Origin of the sequence: Desulforamulus putei DSM 12395 (genome assembly GCF_900129195.1) — a bacterium.
Classification (GTDB): domain Bacteria; phylum Bacillota; class Desulfotomaculia; order Desulfotomaculales; family Desulfotomaculaceae; genus Desulfotomaculum; species Desulfotomaculum putei.
The window spans coordinates 1-15,929 of record NZ_FQUY01000005.1 but is presented as its reverse complement, the minus strand read 5'-3'; the positions used below and the strand labels follow the sequence as shown (position 1 = coordinate 15,929).

The window sequence follows — 15,929 nt, the reverse complement described above, 5'->3', positions numbered from 1 at the left end:
GATTTAACAAACCGGCGGTATCAGCTGCCGAGGCCATTAAAGCCACCGGCTATGATGCCATCGTTCTTGAAGGATGTTCCGCTACGCCGGTATACTTGGAGATTTCAGACCGGGGTGTTGCCTTTAAGGAGGCAGCCCATATCTGGGGCCGGGATACCTTCCAGACCGAGGACACCCTGTTAAAGGAAGTGAATGAGCCCGGCGCCCAGGCAGTGGTCATCGGGCCGGCGGGGGAGAAGCAGGTGCGCTTTGCCTGCCTGGGCGGCCTGTGCTGCATTACTGATATGGATGAGATCATCTACCTCAATGACCTGTGTGACCGCCTGGGCATCGACACCATCACCGCCGGCAACCTGGTGGCCCTGGCCATGGATGCAGCGGCCCGGGGTAAAGCAGATCTTTCTGTTTCTTACGGAGATGCCTCCGGAGCCGCCCGGCTGCTGAAAGAAATGGCTCTCCGGGAAGGGGCCGGGGCTGCCTTATCGGATGGTATTGTCCCGGCGGCTGCCAAACTGGGCATGGCGCAGGAGGCTGTCCATGTCAAGGGGATGGAACCTGCTGGTTATGATCCCCGTATTTTAAAGGGTGTTGGACTCGGTTATGCCACTTCGGCCCGGGGCGCCTGCCACATGAGCGCCTGGCCGGTGGCCGAGGAAGCCTACGGGGACCGGGATGCTTTCACTATTGAAAGCAAAGCGGAGTTTGTCATCGGACTGCAGCATTATAATGCCTTAAAATTTTCCCTCATCCTATGCGACTTCTGGGCCCTGTCCTTTGACCGCATGGCGGAACTGCTCAGCTTTGCCACCGGGGAACAGGTGACAGCCTCCCAACTGGAAAAGGCCGGCGAAGCCATTTTCAACATGGCACGACTTTTTAATCTTAGAGAGGGCTTCTCCAAGCAGGAGGATACGCTGCCGCGTCGAATATTTAACGATTGTTTGCCCTCCGGGGTCTCCGAGGGCAAGCGGTTGTCCGAGGAAAAATTTAAAAAAATGCTGTATCAATATTACCAGTTGAGAGATTGGGATAACAACGGCGTTCCCACCGCTGCCAAACTGGCAGAACTGGGGTTGGCCTGAGCCTATGAAAGGAACGGTGAAGGTGGAATTGCGGGGGCCGCTCACCCGTTATGCACCGGACCACCATCAGGGCGGGCCAATTTGGTTTAACCTTTCGGAACATGCCACCGTTGGAAGTATACTTTGCTCATTGGGAATTGCCAGGGAGTATATAAGTATGATGGTTGTAAACGGTAAAAAGGCAGAACCGTCTACCCCGCTGGGGGAGGGAGATCATGTTATTCTCTTTCCTCCGGTGGCCGGCGGGTAAAATTCGGGGGTGTTATATCGAAAAATTAAGATCTGCCTGACAAAGGGGTCAGGCCACGGAAGGAGAATGAACGATGTCAGTAAAAGAGAGCGAATTATTGCCGGGGGGTACGGCTACCGGGGAAGGACTGCAAAGGGGACTTAAGTCAAGGCACCTGCAGCTAATCGCCCTGGGAGGGATTATCGGCAGCGGTTATTTTCTGGGTACCGGTTATGTCATTGACTCGGCGGGTCCGGCGGCCTGTTTGGCTTACCTGCTGGGCGGTTTAATCGTCCTTTGTGTGATGCTCTGCATGGGTGAGCTGGCGGTGGCCATACCCATTTCCAGTTCCTTTGTGACCTACGCCAACGACTTTATCTCGCCAGCCTGGGCCTGCGGTGTCGGCTGGTCCTACTGGCTCACCTGGGTTTTCTATGTGCCGGCGGAAATGATAGCTGCGGGTATTATCATGAACAACTTTTTCCCCGCTGTGGATACCGTGTGGTGGGCCATCGGGTTTGGGTTGATTATTACCGTCATTAATCTGTCCTATGTGGGAACCTTTGGCGAACTGGAATTTTGGCTGGCCATCATCAAGATTCTGGCCATTATCATGTTTGTGGTTTTGGCTGTCCTGATCTTCTTTGGCATTATCGGAGGAGAAGGGTTTAAGGGCACAGCCGTCTTGCTGGGCGACGGCGGGTTCACACCCAAGGGATCCTGGGCCATCCTTTTAACCATGGTCATTATCCTGGTAAATTTCCAGGGTTCGGAAATTATCGGGCTGGCCGCCGGGGAAAGTAAAGAACCGGAAAAGACCATTCCCGTGGCCATTAAGAATGTGACCTGGCGTATCATTGCTCTCTATATCATCCCTTTGTTTTTGTTGGTGTGTATCTTCCCGTGGCGAGAGGCAGGCCTGCAGGAAAGCGCTTTTGCCGCTGCCCTCAATTCCTACGGGTTTCACTGGGCCGGCGGTTTGTTCTCCTTTGTGGTGCTGACGGCGGCCATTTCCTGTTCCAACTCCGGCCTTTACGGCTGCACCAGGGCGGTCTATGCCTTGGCCCGTGAGGGGATGGCGCCAAGATTTTTGGGCAAGCTGAACAAAAAGGGTGTCCCCCAAAACGCCACCCTGCTTTCCATTGCCGGTTGTTGGATCTGCGTACTGGCCTATACCTTTGATACCAGTGAAACCATTTATACCTACCTGCTGGCCCTGTCCGGCTTTGCGGGGGCCATCGCCTGGATTTCCATCTGCTGGTCCCAGCTTAATTTCCGCCGCAAGCTGGAAAGGGAGGGTTTCGACACCAGCAAACTGAAATACCGTACCCCTTTGTTCCCTTACTTAACCCATTTTGCCATCTGGGTGCAGGTGGCCTGCCTGGGAATTATCGCTTTTAACGAAGATCTCCGGATCTCGTTATACATCGGCCTGCCCCTGCTGCTCCTGCCCATTATCTGGTATAAACTCTGGGGTTATAAACTGAAGCCCACAGATGTCAGTCGTGTAAAATACGAGGACGTATTCGTAAAATACTGAAGAATAAGGAATATTAACAGCCGTGGCAGGCCATAGGGGCCGGGCCACGGCTTTGTTTTCAGGTATATTCCCTGAAGAGATCCCTGCAGCCCTGAAAACAGGTACTGTCCCGGCAGAATAACCGTAGAAAGCCGCCAAGTTGTGAGACTGGCGGCTTTTATAGTGGCTGTTCAAAATAAGTTAATAACTCAGGCGCCTGGTACCGGTTGCGCCAGTCTCGAAAATTTTCCATTTGTAAGTTATTTGGCATAAAGAGAATTATTTTATAACTATCTCAAGTTCATTGGATGACAACCTTGATCAGATAGTATTTGTTTAGTTGTCATTCTGACTTAAAAATACTACTATAAGTAGCGTAACTAATCAGTGATCATCATCACACAAAAACAGGAGAAGGGGAATCTTATGAAAACTGCATTAAAAATGTTCGCTGGTCTGGTCCTTGGCGCCTTTGTCTTTATGCTGGCAATGGTTGTACTAGGCACGGGTTCCGCCGAAGCCTACACTTACTATAATTATGGCACATATAACTCTGTGAACTACACAAAATATACCAATTATTACAATTATTACAAATATTACAAACCGGCGCCAACTCAACCGGCACCGACCCAACCAGCACCACCGACTCAGCCCGCACCCCAACCCGGCACTCCGCCCGCTATCCAACCTTCCAATGTGAGTGTTGCGGACGAGCAGGCCATGCTGGATTTGATTAACAAGGAGCGGGCTGCCGCAGGGTTGCAACCCCTGGCCTATGATGCCAAACTGACTGAACTGGCCCGTTTAAAGGCCCAGGATATGATTACAAACAACTATTTCAGTCATACTTCACCCACCTATGGTTCACCCTTCGATATGATGAAAAACGCCGGCGTAACGTACCGTTATGCAGGGGAGAACCTGGCTGGAGCGCCGGATGTCAATACAGCTCACAAGAATTTAATGAACTCTCCCGGCCACAAAGCCAATATTTTGAAACCTGAATATACCAAAGTCGGTATCGGCGTAGTCAACGGCGGACCCTATGGTAAGATGTTTGTCCAGATGTTTAACGGTTAAAACTTAAATGACACCTGCCTGCACGGGGCGGGTGTCTTGGTTTTTTGGACGCGGAAAAGAAACCCTGGGTCTGTTGTTTTGGGAATGGTTGAATTTCAGGCGTTATGCAACTATTATACAAAACATAAAACCTTCTAAAGAAAAGCTATACCATACGCCGGTTTAGAAGGTACTTACTGTCTTACTCTTTTAAGCCCCTGCAAGTCTGCTTCTTGACGGATTGAACGGGCTGCCAGCAAGTCCAAGATTTCCGAATGGTCTTTCTGAATCACGGAACTTGCTTGAGTTTTGTATCCAGGCGATCAAATTTGATATTTAACAAGTCAACCTTTTCGGCCATATCAATGAATTTATCTTCGTGCTCCTGCCAACCGTCAAAGAGAGCACGGATTCTATCAATAACTTCACTTTCCATGCGAAGTTCTAATTTATCCACTTTTGATTCTAGCTTATCAACTTTAGATTCCAGCGTATTAACTTTAGATTCTAACTTATCCACTTTAGATTCCAAACGGGTTTGGTTTTCCTCTAACCTTCCCTGACCTTCTTCTATTTTTCCGACACGTTTGTTGAGGGTCTTAAGTTCACCAAGGATTTCTTTTAAAATCTCCTCCACTGCTCAACTTCCTTTCAAAAATATTCACAAGTAATTCTATATGATCATTGTCTATTCCTTCATTAAAATCTTTTTCATCTTACCTCTTACTTCTCATGAAGTCGGTGCTGTTTCATTGAGGCTACCAGAGCCAGCACGCCGATAATTTCCTCTCTCAACCGGATGGCGCAACAGATTTCACCGATTTCTCCCAAGTCCCGGGGACCGTAGAGATGGTCACAGGCGGCATCTTCAATAACAAAGGTCTGACCGGTTTTTAATACCCTGGCATAAAGGTACTGGGAATCATGATAACGGGCCTCATCACATCTTTTTATTCAATCATGTAACCAAATCCAGGATGGTTATTCCCTGCGAATAAGGACAAAAAACCCTATCCAACCTGTGGATAGGGTACTTTTTCGTAGCCTCTTAAAACACTGCTTAAAAATTCCCTGGTCCTAGGGTGCCTGGGAGTGGTGAAAATTTGCTCCGGCGTCCCCGTTTCAATGATTTTGCCTTCATCCATAAACACCACCCGGTCTGCCACCTCCCTGGCAAAGCCCATCTCGTGGGTTACGATGATCATGGTCATGCCTTCGGACGCCAGGTTTTTGATGACCGAGAGAACTTCACCGACCAGCTCCGGGTCTAGGGCGCTGGTGGGTTCGTCGAACAGCATGAGCTTCGGTTTCATGGCCAGGGCCCGGGCGATGGCCACCCGTTGCTGCTGGCCCCCGGAGAGCTGACTGGGGAAACTCTCTGCTTTATCAGCCAGGCCAACTTTGGCCAGCAGTTCTTCCGCCAAATGTCTGGCCTCCTCCTTGGACTTGCCCAAAACCGTCACAGGCCCTTCCATGACATTACCCAGGGCCGTCATATGGGGGAACAGGTTAAACCGTTGAAAAACCATACCGATCCGGCTTCTCAACTGACACAGTTCCTTGCCTTTGACCGGCATCACCTTGCCGTTGGCTAACTGCTTAAATCCTACCGGTTGTCCGTCAAAAATAACATTTCCGCTGTCTATGGATTCCAGATGGTTGATGCAGCGAAGAAAGGTGCTCTTGCCGGAACCGCTGGGGCCGATGATAACAACAACTTCCCCTTGCTTGACCTCCAGGCTGACTCCTTTCAGAACCTGCAGTTTACCAAAGCTCTTGCGCACATTTTCCGCCTTTACCACAGGAATCCCTCCTTAATCACCATCCGAAATGGCCAGTCTTCTTTCCAACCGGTCAAATATGGTTGTAAAGACCGTGGTCATCATCAGGTACATCAACCCGGCGGTGACAAAAATTTCCACCGGCCTGAAAGTGGCATTCTGCAGCAGCATGGCTGCCCGCATCAATTCAGTCATGCAAATCACCGACACCAAGGCACTGTCCTTCATCAGGGTGATGAATTCATTGCCCATGGGGGGGAGCAGCCTGCGGTAAGCCTGGGGTAGAATCACCCGGCGCATGGCCTGACTGTACGTCATACCCATGGACAAGGCGGCTTCCATTTGACCCTTGTCAATGGAAAGAATACCGGCCCGGATAATCTCCGCGATATAGGCGCCGCCGCACACCGAAAGGCCGATGACCGCCACGGTAAACTCTTCCAGTACGATACCGGCAAAGGCCAGACCGTAATAAAGAAACATTAGCTGGAGGAGCAGGGGGACCCCCCGGATGACCCAGGTATAAAGCCCCCCCAACCACCTCAGGATCTTGATACCGGAAATTTTGGCCAGGGCGACAAACAAGCCAATTAGTGTCCCAAAGACAATGGCGAAGAAAGTGAGTTTTATAGTCATGACCGCTCCCAACAGTAAATTGGGCAGTATCTGCAAAATAAAGTTTATGTCCAGTGGGCCCAATTGCATGTTGTCACCAACCTTAGCAAATTCTCTGTTTCTTGTGGGTTAATAAATTTATTCAGCCTTTGTTGTGATATCTTTCTGGAACCACTTCATGGAGATCCTGGTTAAGGTGCCGTCTTTTTGCATTTCGGCAATGGCCTTGTCAATGGCTTCTTTCAGCTCCACATCGGTCTTACGGATACCGATGGCCATTGGCTCTTTGGTTAATTGTTCGCCAACCACTTCAAAGACACCGGGACGCTTGCTAAGGTAGTGCCCGGCGGTCATGGCGTCTACCACCACCACGGGGATACGGCCAATCTGCAAATCGTTAAAGGCATCCGGAAAGGTCTTATAGAGTTTGGTTTCCTTGAGGCCCTGCATTTTCTTTAAAGCCTCTTCACCGGAACTGCCGGCCTGGGTACCCACCACTTTGCCCTTGAGGTCTTCTGCAGTATTAAAACCGGTGGTTCCCTTTTTGACAACCATGACCAAACCGTCGTTAATATAAGGGATAGAGAAATTAATGGACTTTTTACGTTCTTCCGTTACAGTCATACCGGAGATGATAACATCAAACCGCTTGGAATCCAGGGCCAGAATAACACCGTCCCACTGGGTGGGTTGCCATTGTATTTTAACGCCCAGGCGCTTGCCCAGTTCTTCCGCCATATCAATGTCAAAGCCGATTAATTCATTGGTTTTTTCATCCCGGTATCCCATGGGGGCAAAGGTGTCATCCAGGCCTGCCACCAGCACACCCTTTTCTTTCACCAGTTCCCAGGTATTTTTCTCAGCTTGCTTGGCCGGTTCCGGTGTTGCTGCCGGTTTTTCTTTTTCTGCGCTGCCGCATCCCACTGCCAACAGGGCGATGGACAGCATGAGAACCACCAGCCATAAATTTTTCTTTTTCACTTCACCATTCTCCTCCCATTATGCATTAATTTAACACTTCTTTGATATTTTAACTAACTAAAGTAAAAACGTCAATATGAAAATATTTTTGTACAAATGTATAAATATACATTCATCAAAGGAAATCCTCATAGTAAAAAATATTGTTCAGTACCCCATTGATTTGTTAATCCCGGAAATTAAGAACCCCGTTTTATGTGACAAAACGGGGGTTAAAAATTTTTTCATCTTATTTCCGTTTTCGAAAATTTTCAATGTTACGGTCTGAGCAAAATATTTCTTACGGCTTCATCAATTTTATCCTTGTCGGTTACCCCTTTGTGCAGTACCGGGCGTTTATCCAGGTTACGCAGCCCCTTTGGAATGGGCCAACCGGTAAAGGCGGATAGGTCATTTAGCAGCTCAAATTCACTTTTGCCGGCAATACCCTCATCCCCTAAAAGGGCTTTGGCCACACTGCCGTTAAATTTAAAGGGGCTGGCGGTAGAAGCAACCACGCTATAGGTGGTGTCTCCGGTGGCCTGACGGTATTTGCCCAATACCCGGACGGCCACGGCGGTATGGGTATCCAGCAGGTATCGGTGTTGCTCCCAGGTTTCTTTGATGGTGTCCAGAGTCTCCCGGTCGTCGGCAAAGTCTGACCAGAAGTGGGCGCGTACTTTCTCCCGGGTGTCTTGATCAACGGTGTAGGCCCCCCTGGTTTTCAGTTCGGTCATCCAGCGGTTGATTTTATCCGCCTGCCGTCCGGTTAATTCGTATAGCAGTCGCTCCAGGTTGCTGGAAATTAAAATGTCCATGGAGGGAGACAGGGTCTTGAAAAACTTCCGGTTGCGATCGTAGTGGCCGGTTTGGATAAAATCCGTCAGCACATTGTTGGCATTGGCGGCACAGATCAGGCGGTTGACGGGTAATCCCATTGCTTTGGCATAAAAACCAGCCAAAATATTGCCGAAATTACCGGTGGGAACCACAAAGTTAATCTTTTCTCCCGCCTGGATCGTTCCCGCCTTGACCAAATCCGCATAGGCGGAGAAATAGTAAACTATTTGAGGAACCAGTCGACCCCAGTTGATGGAGTTGGCGGAGGAGAGGCGGTAGCCCTTTTCCGCTAAAACCAGCGAGAGATCTTTGTCCCCGAAGACCTGCTTGACGCCGCTCTGGGCATCGTCAAAGTTGCCGCGGACACCTATGACATGGACATTTTTTCCCTTCTGGGTGACCATTTGCAATCTTTGTACTTCACTGACCCCTTGTTCAGGGAAGAAAACGATAATGCTGGTGCCGGGCACGTCCGCAAAACCGTCCAGGGCGGCCTTGCCGGTATCACCGGAGGTGGCCACCAGGATGACAATCTCGGAAATCTCCCCGGTCTTCTGCATGGCCCTGACCAGGAACTGAGGTAAAATCTGCAGGGCCATATCCTTAAAGGCACAGGTGGGGCCGTGCCACAGTTCCAGCACGGCAGTATCCGGCGTAAGGGACTTGACCGGGGCCACCCCGGGTGCGTCAAACTTGTCTCCGCCGTAGGCAGCTTCCACACAACGGGTTAATTCTTCTAAGGTAAAGTCGGTGAGGAAAGACTTCAGAATCGATACCGCCCTTTGGGTATAAGAGAGGGAAGTCAGGCTTTGCAGTTGCCCGTCCGTAAAGATCACTTTTTCCAGGGGCACAAACAGGCCGCCATCGGGAGCGATACCCATTTTAATTGCTTCGGAGGAAAAAACGGCAGGGGAATTTCCACGTGTACTTTCATACTTCATAAAAATGGCCTCCTAGTATATTAACATTATGTCCTTATGAATAATTACATTAAACTACAAATTTACCTCTTAGTAAAGATAAACCCCGGCAGAAGATATAACCCGCTGTGCCTCTTTGCACAGCTGTTGAACTTCCGGGGAAAGTTTGGAGATAAATTCATCCACTGTGCAGACGTCATTGCCGTTTTCTTTCCGTCCGGATAAAACCTTAATGAAAAAATTGGCTGTTACTCGCTTATCACCGATTGATGGCCAGCCCAATAGAATGTTAGCAACGATTATTGTTGTCTTATTAGCTAACGAGTTTTGGAGGTAAGTAACAGTTACAGATTAATTAAACAAAAGTAAATAAAAAACAATAATCCATTGACATCGAACAAGCGTTCTAATTAGAATAATGGTAAGTGGTGGTGTCAATGGAAAAGATGCTAACATCTCATCAGGTAGCAAAGCTATTAAACGTATGGCCTCACACGTTGCGCCGCTGGGAAAGAGAAGGGAAATTAAAACCATTGCGCACACCCGGCGGTCACAGGCGTTATAAAGAAATAAATTACCACAAGAAGAACTGGTAGAAGACATGATAGCCATAGTAACCAGTTTTTCAGCCAGACTTTACGGGAAACGCGGCGGCAGAGTGGCAAAAAAGCTGGTGCAGGTCATTGAAAGCGAGGTGGCTGCCGGTGAAAACGACAGTGATGGGAATAATCCTTGAACTCACCGAAACCCAGCAAGCCTACCTCGATAATCTCATGGCCCGTTACTGTGCAGCAGTCAGGTGGAGCTTTAAAAGATTGCTGGAAGGCAGAGGAATCCAGGACATCCGCCAAAGCGTACAGGTTAAGTTTAACCTCAACTCCCGGCAGGCTAACGATGCGGTGTATGATGCCCAAAGCACCATCAAAAGCCAACATGAATTGGTAAAGTTACACTACGCCAATACTCTGGCCAAAGTAGAATTTACCCAAAAGCGCATAGCCAAAGCCAAATCGTCCAGGAAAAAAGCCAACCTGCAAAAACGGCTGGAGAAAGAACAAAGAAAGCTGTCATACTGGCAAAAACACCTGGAAGCCAAGACCTTTCCGGCAGTTGTTTTCGGCGGCAAGAAACTGTTTCTGGAAAGATGTAAAGGCAATATCACCCGGAAAGAGTGGCAGGAAGCAAGAAACAACCGTTACCTGTCCCGGGGAGACAAGACCAAGGGCGGCAACTTGAACACTCGCTTATACGAAGTTGATGGTCAAATCTATCTTGATATAGCAGCGGAACAGGTGCAGACGGAGAAATCTGTCAGATATAACCGGATTACAGCGCCGGTCTACTTGGCCCATAAACCCTCAAAAAAGACGGGTAAGATTAACGGACGGAACTACCGGCAGATGGTAGTGGATTATCTTAAAACAGGCGCTGCCTATCAAGTAGAAATAATCCGTAAGGACGGCAGGTACTATATTCATGTCACCATCGAAGAAGATATTCCGGTTCCCTATCATGCCCACAGTGTTGTTGGGGTAGATAGCAACCCTGACGGCTTAGGGGTGGCTCTGGTGGACTACCTGGGGCAGTACCGTGGCAGTCAGTGGTTAAGACAGGGGGAATGGACTTATGCCAGAAGCAACCGGAGGGATAACCTTATTGGAGAAACGGTAAAGAAAGTAGTAGCTCTGGTAAAGGAAACAGGCAGCGCCCTGGTGATAGAGGACTTAAAGTTTAAACACGACAAGTCCGTAACGGCTAAATTTAACCGTATGAGTCACGGTTTTGTCTGGTCAAAGTTTTTGGCAGATGCAGAACGGAGGGCTTTAAGGGAAGGGGTGCCGGTGTTCAAAGTAAAGCCGGCCTTTACCTCGGTAATAGGAATTCTGAAATACCAGCACCAGTACGGGTTATCAAACCACCAGGCAGCAGCCTTGGTGATAGCCCGGAGGGGTCTGGGTCATGTTTCTGAAAGAGTTCCCAAATTACTGGTAGACAGGTTTATCAAAGCAAAAGAAGGCTTTAGTAAGATAAATAACTGGCAGCAGTGGTCTGCTATCAAGAAAGCAATATTAAAACATCTAAAGAAGAAAGGGGTGAACAGCCTGGTTTCCTGGCATGTTCACCGGAAAGAACTGTTAGGTGTAGGGTAAAACCCTATTCTCATAAGACTTTATTTTATGGCAGCAGTACACGCTGTGAAAGGCTGCTGTCATAAGTTAACTACCGAGGCAAGGGTAACACCCTTTCCGGGCAGGACGGACAGCATAAGCTGACGGTGGTGAACCGCAAGGTAAACCACCCGGAACATAAGCGAGAGCTTATGGCCCAGCAGTTGAATCCTGTGACACTGCCTCTCGTTAGTCGGCGGGAGAGAAAGCTAAATGAATCTGGATTATCCTGTATAAATCAGATATGTTTAGCTTTTAGAAACCAGGTGATACTTTGGAAGGGATCATTAAAGATCTTTGTGAAATGGTTAATGAGGCGGTAGACGAAAAAACAGACACTGTCTTGGAGGATGAAGCCGTAGGTGTTCAGTCGGTTGATTGCCTCGGGAAGCAAGGGCTGGAAGAGGGGCAGGATGAAGGGCAAAATGAGGTTGAGACAGACTCTGGTATTGGGATAGACTCCAACAGGGACGAGGAAAACCTGGAGGAGGATCTGGCGTGGGACACGGACAGAGATGGTATGGGCTACTGGATGCAAGAATTTGATAATATACTGAAAGAATACGAACCAGTAACGAAAAAAATGTCTAAATTAAAGAAAAAACTGGGTAAACCAAAGACTTTACTGGTGGCAGGCGGCGGCGTGGCGGCCTTTGGCCTTGCCCTGGCGGGAGTGGTTGCCGGGAAAAAGAGCAGAAGCCGTTCGGTTATCCGCACATTACCCGTCAAAAGCCAACCTGAAAGAAATGAAGAACCATCACCGGCACCTGTAGCCCAGGAAAAGAGGAATCCCCCTCCGGTACCCTGGCCGTTCTTCTATTTTAGGTAAACAGCGGTACATGCTGATTATGTCAATAAACAGATATGGGAAGCCCCTGAGATGAGCAGGGTAGAAACCCACTTCAGCATTATTAACAGCTACTGGATGGGTCTAAGGTCACATTGAACTAGGAATTTTGTCGTATTGTGTTAGAAAGTGTCGGAAAAATATGTTACTATTTTGCAGGTTTTTTTTTTTTTTTTAAAATATTTTTTTAAATAATTTACTTAGGAAACATTTCAAAACGTTTGCTGCAAATATATGCATAAGACGATGTTAAATATCTAAACATAAAACAGGAGGAAAATGTTACATCATGGAAGAATGTATTAGCTGTGAACCAAATGAAAACCTGCTGCTGGGAGAACAACGTTGTATTTGTAAAAAGCTAATCTGTGAAATCAAAAACAACGTAATAGAAATAAAGTGTAACAAATGTAAGAGGTTTATCAGGATTATTACCAAAGGAATAGATGATATACAAATCACATAATACAGCTTCTAGTCAACTAAAGCCCATAGAGGCAATTGAAGGGAGCAACCAAGTTTATTCATGGTTGTGCTCCCTTTTTTTATTGCCGTGAATTTAGAAACGGGGACTAAGTAAATGAAATCCATCTTAAAGAAGTTATTAAATATAGGTAAAGATGACGGGCAGATAGACCAATTTAAAGAAATAGCCTGGTTAGTTGATAAACATTCTGAACAAACCCAGCAGTTAAAAGATGAAGATTTAAAAAATAAAACACTAGAGTTTAAGGATAGGATTCAGCGGGGGGAAAGCCTGGATTCTGTTTTGCCGGAAGCCTTTTCGGTTGTTCGGGAGGCAGCCGCACGGGTACTGGGCTTAAGACCATTTTTTGTTCAAGTACTTGGTGGCATAGCTCTGCACCGGGGCAATTTTATCGAAATGAAAACCGGGGAAGGGAAAACCCTTACCGCAACCATGCCTGTTTATCTCAATGCACTTACCGGTGAAGGGGTTCATGTGGTTACAACAAACGAATACCTGGCCCGGCGGGACAGTGGGGAAATGGGTGAAGTTTACAGGTTTTTGGGCCTGTCAGTGGGCTGTATACAAAGCCGTATGAACCAACTGCAAAGACAGCGGGCTTATCAATGTGATATTACTTACGGAACCAATAGCGAATTTGGTTTTGATTACCTTAGAGATAACCTGGTGAACCGGATTAATAAAAAGGTTCAGCGCGGTCTTTGTTTTGCTGTAATTGACGAAGTGGACAGCATCCTTATCGACGAGGCCCGGACTCCTTTGATTATTGCCGATGATACCTTATCCAACATAAACCTTTACTTAAAGGCAGATAGGGCAGTACGCCGGCTGAAAGAAAAGCTTCATTTTGAAGTTGACCCAAAAGAGAAAAACGTAGTTCTTACCGAAGAAGGTATTGCTGCCTGTGAGGAAATCTTTGGACTAGATAATCTGGCCACCGTTAAAAACATGGAAATCTACCACCACCTTATCCAGGCCCTCAAAGCCCACTGGGTCTTTAAAAAAGACGTGGATTACGTTGTTATCTCCGGTAAAAACGGTCCGGAGGTAGTTATCGTTGACCAATTTACAGGACGCCTTATGCACGGGCGCCGTTATGTCAACGGCCTGCACCAGGCCATTGAGGCTAAAGAAGGGGTGGAGATTCGTAAAGAGAGCAAGGTGGTGGCCACCATCACCTTCCAGAACTATTTCCGTAAATACCGGAAACTGGCAGGTATGTCCGGCACCCTTGTACATGAAACAAAGGAGTTCCGGGAGATTTACGGTGTGGATGTGGTAGAAATCCCCACTAACAAACCGATAATCCGCCGGGATTTAGAGGATCAGGTTTTTATCACCGAACAGGCTAAGTGGAAGGCCATAGTAAAAGACGTAAAGGAAAAATACAGCCTGGGACGCCCGGTTCTGGTGGGCACAATTAATATCTGGAAGTCCGAAGAAATGAGCCAACTGCTGCAAAAGGAAGGAATTCCCCATGTGGTTCTTAACGCCAAAAGCCTGGAACAGGAAGCAGAGATCATTGCCCGGGCCGGGCAGCGGGGAGCGGTGACCGTGGCCACCAACATGGCCGGCCGGGGTACAGACATCAAGCTGGGGGACGGGGTAGCCGAACTGGGCGGTCTGCACGTCATCGGCACCACCCGCCACGATGCCCGGCGCATCGACGACCAGCTCCGGGGCCGGGCAGGCCGCCAGGGTGACCCCGGTTCTTCCTGTTTTTACATCTCTATGGAAGACGATCTGATTCGTAACCATACACCCGAACATTTGCTGGCTGAACTGGATCAAGCGGGACTTTCCGGTGAGGAAACCGTTGCAGATAAGAAACTAACCTTGCTGGTGGAAAAAGCCCAGAAAAGGATAGAAAATAAAAATTTTACCATTCGCAAATGGTTATTGGAATTTGATGATGTGATGAACCGGCAGCGGGATTTTATTTATGCCGAACGGGACAAAATCCTGGCCGGTGAAAACCTCCGGGAATATATTCACGCCATGATTAAAGAAACAGTAGAAGATTTGGTGGGTAAGCACACATCCCCTGATACCCAACCAGGTGAGTGGGACCTGATCGGGTTAATGCTGAACATGCACCGCTATTTCCGCATGGCGAAAAAATTTGCCTTGACGAATTTGTCTAACATGACCCCACTGGCGCTAACCGAGGAACTGCTGGAGCAGGTTTTGGCTGTTTACCGGGAAAAAGAAACCATGGCCGGAGATGAAGCCATGCGTGAAAGGGAGCGGCAGGTAATGCTTAAAATCATCGACAGTAAGTGGACAGACCATATCGATGCCATGGATCAACTGCGCCAAGGCATCGGTATGCGGGCCTACGGCCAGATCAAGCCCATCTACGCCTTTTTGCGTGAAAGCCGGGAGTTATTTGAACAAATGCTTGGGGAAGTGCGACTGGAAACCGTGACGACCCTGTTTACATTAAAGAGTTAGCTAATTAATCAGCTTTTTTGGAGGTGATGGTTTTAAATAAATAAAAACTTTTGGGTAAGGAGTTGTGTTTTAAACTTATTTTTCCGATTTATCTTCGATGTAAGTTTTGGTTAATTACTTAGGTCATACAAAGGAGGGTATTAAGTGAATTTAAACGATAAGAAAACCAAAAAGGTTGTTGCAGGTATTGTGGCCGGAGCCATGGGCATGAATATTGTTCCTGCCATGATGCCGGTGGTGGACAGTGATCTGGCAGGGATGTTTGGGGTTAGAGCGGCGGAGGCGGCTGTACCGACAGAACTGGCCCGGAACGTAGCATTTACAGATACGGACACCAATGGTGGGCAGATTGCCGGTAATGTAACCTGGGAGGCTGCAGCAAATGAAAGCAATATCACTGATTACGTAGTATATTACTTGAATGCCAGTGACCAAAAAGTAGGTGAAGCTATTGGTACAGTGGCTAAAGGGGGCACCTACTCCGTAACCATAAATGTTGATACAGCCATTCCGACAGGAGCAACCCAAATTGGCGTATTCTCCAAGAATACTGAAGGAGAAAGCGCAACTGCTGCTAAAGTGGCCATTGTGGATGATAAATCTGGGGATGCAAACAACGCACCGACCGTAACTAACCCAATAAATGACATCACAGGAACAGCCGGCGGTGAAGCTGTAACAATAGATGCCAGTGGAACCTTTGAGGATCAAGATGGGGACAGCCTGACTCTAACCGCCGCCTCTTCTGACGAAAGCATTGCGACTGTAACAGTAAACGGAACCGACATAGTTGTTACCCCCGTGGCAGAAGGTACAGCAACGATTACAGTAACAGCTGATGATGGAAATGGCGGTAAAGTTAATACAACCTTTGATATTGTAGTAAGTGCTGCTCCTGCTCCTGCAAACAACGCACCGACCGTAGCTAACCCAATAAATGACATCACAGGAACAGCCGGCGGTGA

Annotated in this window: 14 protein-coding genes and 1 pseudogene; 10 read left to right on the top strand and 5 right to left on the bottom strand. The window is 48.1% G+C overall.

Features of this window, described 5'->3' with window-relative positions:
- Positions 1-35: 35 nt before the first annotated feature.
- From BUB67_RS04830 to BUB67_RS16830, 4 genes are all read left to right on the top strand, one after another.
- Positions 36-1,082, top strand: coding sequence for an aldehyde ferredoxin oxidoreductase C-terminal domain-containing protein (locus BUB67_RS04830; RefSeq protein ID WP_084127644.1), 1,047 nt, complete (start codon positions 36-38; stop codon positions 1,080-1,082).
- Positions 1,083-1,086: 4 nt separating this feature from the next.
- Complete coding sequence (locus BUB67_RS04825; RefSeq protein ID WP_084127643.1) at positions 1,087-1,332, top strand: MoaD/ThiS family protein; 246 nt, start codon at positions 1,087-1,089, stop codon at positions 1,330-1,332.
- 73 nt (positions 1,333-1,405) lie between these two features.
- The gene (locus tag BUB67_RS04820; protein ID WP_073236616.1) at positions 1,406-2,851 is read left to right on the top strand and encodes an amino acid permease; all 1,446 of its coding nucleotides are present in this window, start codon (positions 1,406-1,408) and stop codon (positions 2,849-2,851) included.
- Positions 2,852-3,256: 405 nt separating this feature from the next.
- Positions 3,257-3,913, top strand: coding sequence for a CAP domain-containing protein (locus BUB67_RS16830; protein WP_073236613.1), 657 nt, complete (start codon positions 3,257-3,259; stop codon positions 3,911-3,913).
- Between the two features lie 268 nt (positions 3,914-4,181).
- Here the strand turns inward: BUB67_RS16830 and BUB67_RS04810 are convergent, their stop codons facing one another.
- From BUB67_RS04810 to thrC, 5 genes are all read right to left on the bottom strand, one after another.
- Positions 4,182-4,529: a hypothetical protein gene (locus tag BUB67_RS04810; RefSeq protein WP_073236610.1), complete on the bottom strand. Its 348-nt coding sequence runs from the start codon at positions 4,527-4,529 to the stop codon at positions 4,182-4,184.
- A gap of 373 nt (positions 4,530-4,902) precedes the next feature.
- The gene (ehuA, locus tag BUB67_RS04800) at positions 4,903-5,694 is read right to left on the bottom strand and encodes an ectoine/hydroxyectoine ABC transporter ATP-binding protein EhuA (protein WP_073236607.1); all 792 of its coding nucleotides are present in this window, start codon (positions 5,692-5,694) and stop codon (positions 4,903-4,905) included.
- 12 nt (positions 5,695-5,706) lie between these two features.
- The gene (locus BUB67_RS04795) at positions 5,707-6,378 is read right to left on the bottom strand and encodes an amino acid ABC transporter permease (protein ID WP_073236604.1); all 672 of its coding nucleotides are present in this window, start codon (positions 6,376-6,378) and stop codon (positions 5,707-5,709) included.
- Between the two features lie 48 nt (positions 6,379-6,426).
- Positions 6,427-7,269, bottom strand: coding sequence for an amino acid ABC transporter substrate-binding protein (locus BUB67_RS04790; protein ID WP_073236601.1), 843 nt, complete (start codon positions 7,267-7,269; stop codon positions 6,427-6,429).
- Positions 7,270-7,526: 257 nt separating this feature from the next.
- Complete coding sequence (thrC, locus tag BUB67_RS04785) at positions 7,527-9,029, bottom strand: threonine synthase (protein WP_073236599.1); 1,503 nt, start codon at positions 9,027-9,029, stop codon at positions 7,527-7,529.
- Between the two features lie 425 nt (positions 9,030-9,454).
- On the opposite strand from thrC, the pseudogene BUB67_RS16145 reads away from it, so the two are divergent.
- The 6 genes and pseudogenes from BUB67_RS16145 to BUB67_RS04750 form a co-directional block, all read left to right on the top strand.
- Positions 9,455-9,571 (top strand): annotated as a pseudogene (locus BUB67_RS16145) (MerR family DNA-binding transcriptional regulator); the annotation flags it as partial.
- Positions 9,572-9,609: 38 nt separating this feature from the next.
- Positions 9,610-9,744 (top strand): hypothetical protein, encoded by a 135-nt coding sequence (locus BUB67_RS17150; protein WP_274377221.1) that lies wholly within the window; start codon positions 9,610-9,612, stop codon positions 9,742-9,744.
- Positions 9,713-11,158 carry an IS200/IS605 family accessory protein TnpB-related protein gene (locus BUB67_RS04765; RefSeq protein WP_073236590.1) on the top strand — a complete coding sequence of 482 codons (1,446 nt, stop codon included), beginning with the start codon at positions 9,713-9,715 and terminating at the stop codon, positions 11,156-11,158. Before BUB67_RS17150 ends, BUB67_RS04765 begins: the two co-directional genes overlap by 32 nt.
- Before the next feature lie 292 nt (positions 11,159-11,450).
- Positions 11,451-12,005, top strand: a complete 555-nt coding sequence (locus BUB67_RS04760; RefSeq protein WP_073236588.1) for a hypothetical protein — start codon at positions 11,451-11,453, stop codon at positions 12,003-12,005.
- Positions 12,006-12,603: 598 nt separating this feature from the next.
- Positions 12,604-14,964 (top strand): preprotein translocase subunit SecA, encoded by a 2,361-nt coding sequence (gene secA / locus BUB67_RS04755; protein ID WP_073236585.1) that lies wholly within the window; start codon positions 12,604-12,606, stop codon positions 14,962-14,964.
- A 144-nt stretch (positions 14,965-15,108) separates the two neighbouring features.
- A partial coding sequence (locus BUB67_RS04750) for an Ig-like domain-containing protein (RefSeq protein WP_200798126.1) occupies positions 15,109-15,929 on the top strand: 821 nt, incomplete at its 3' end.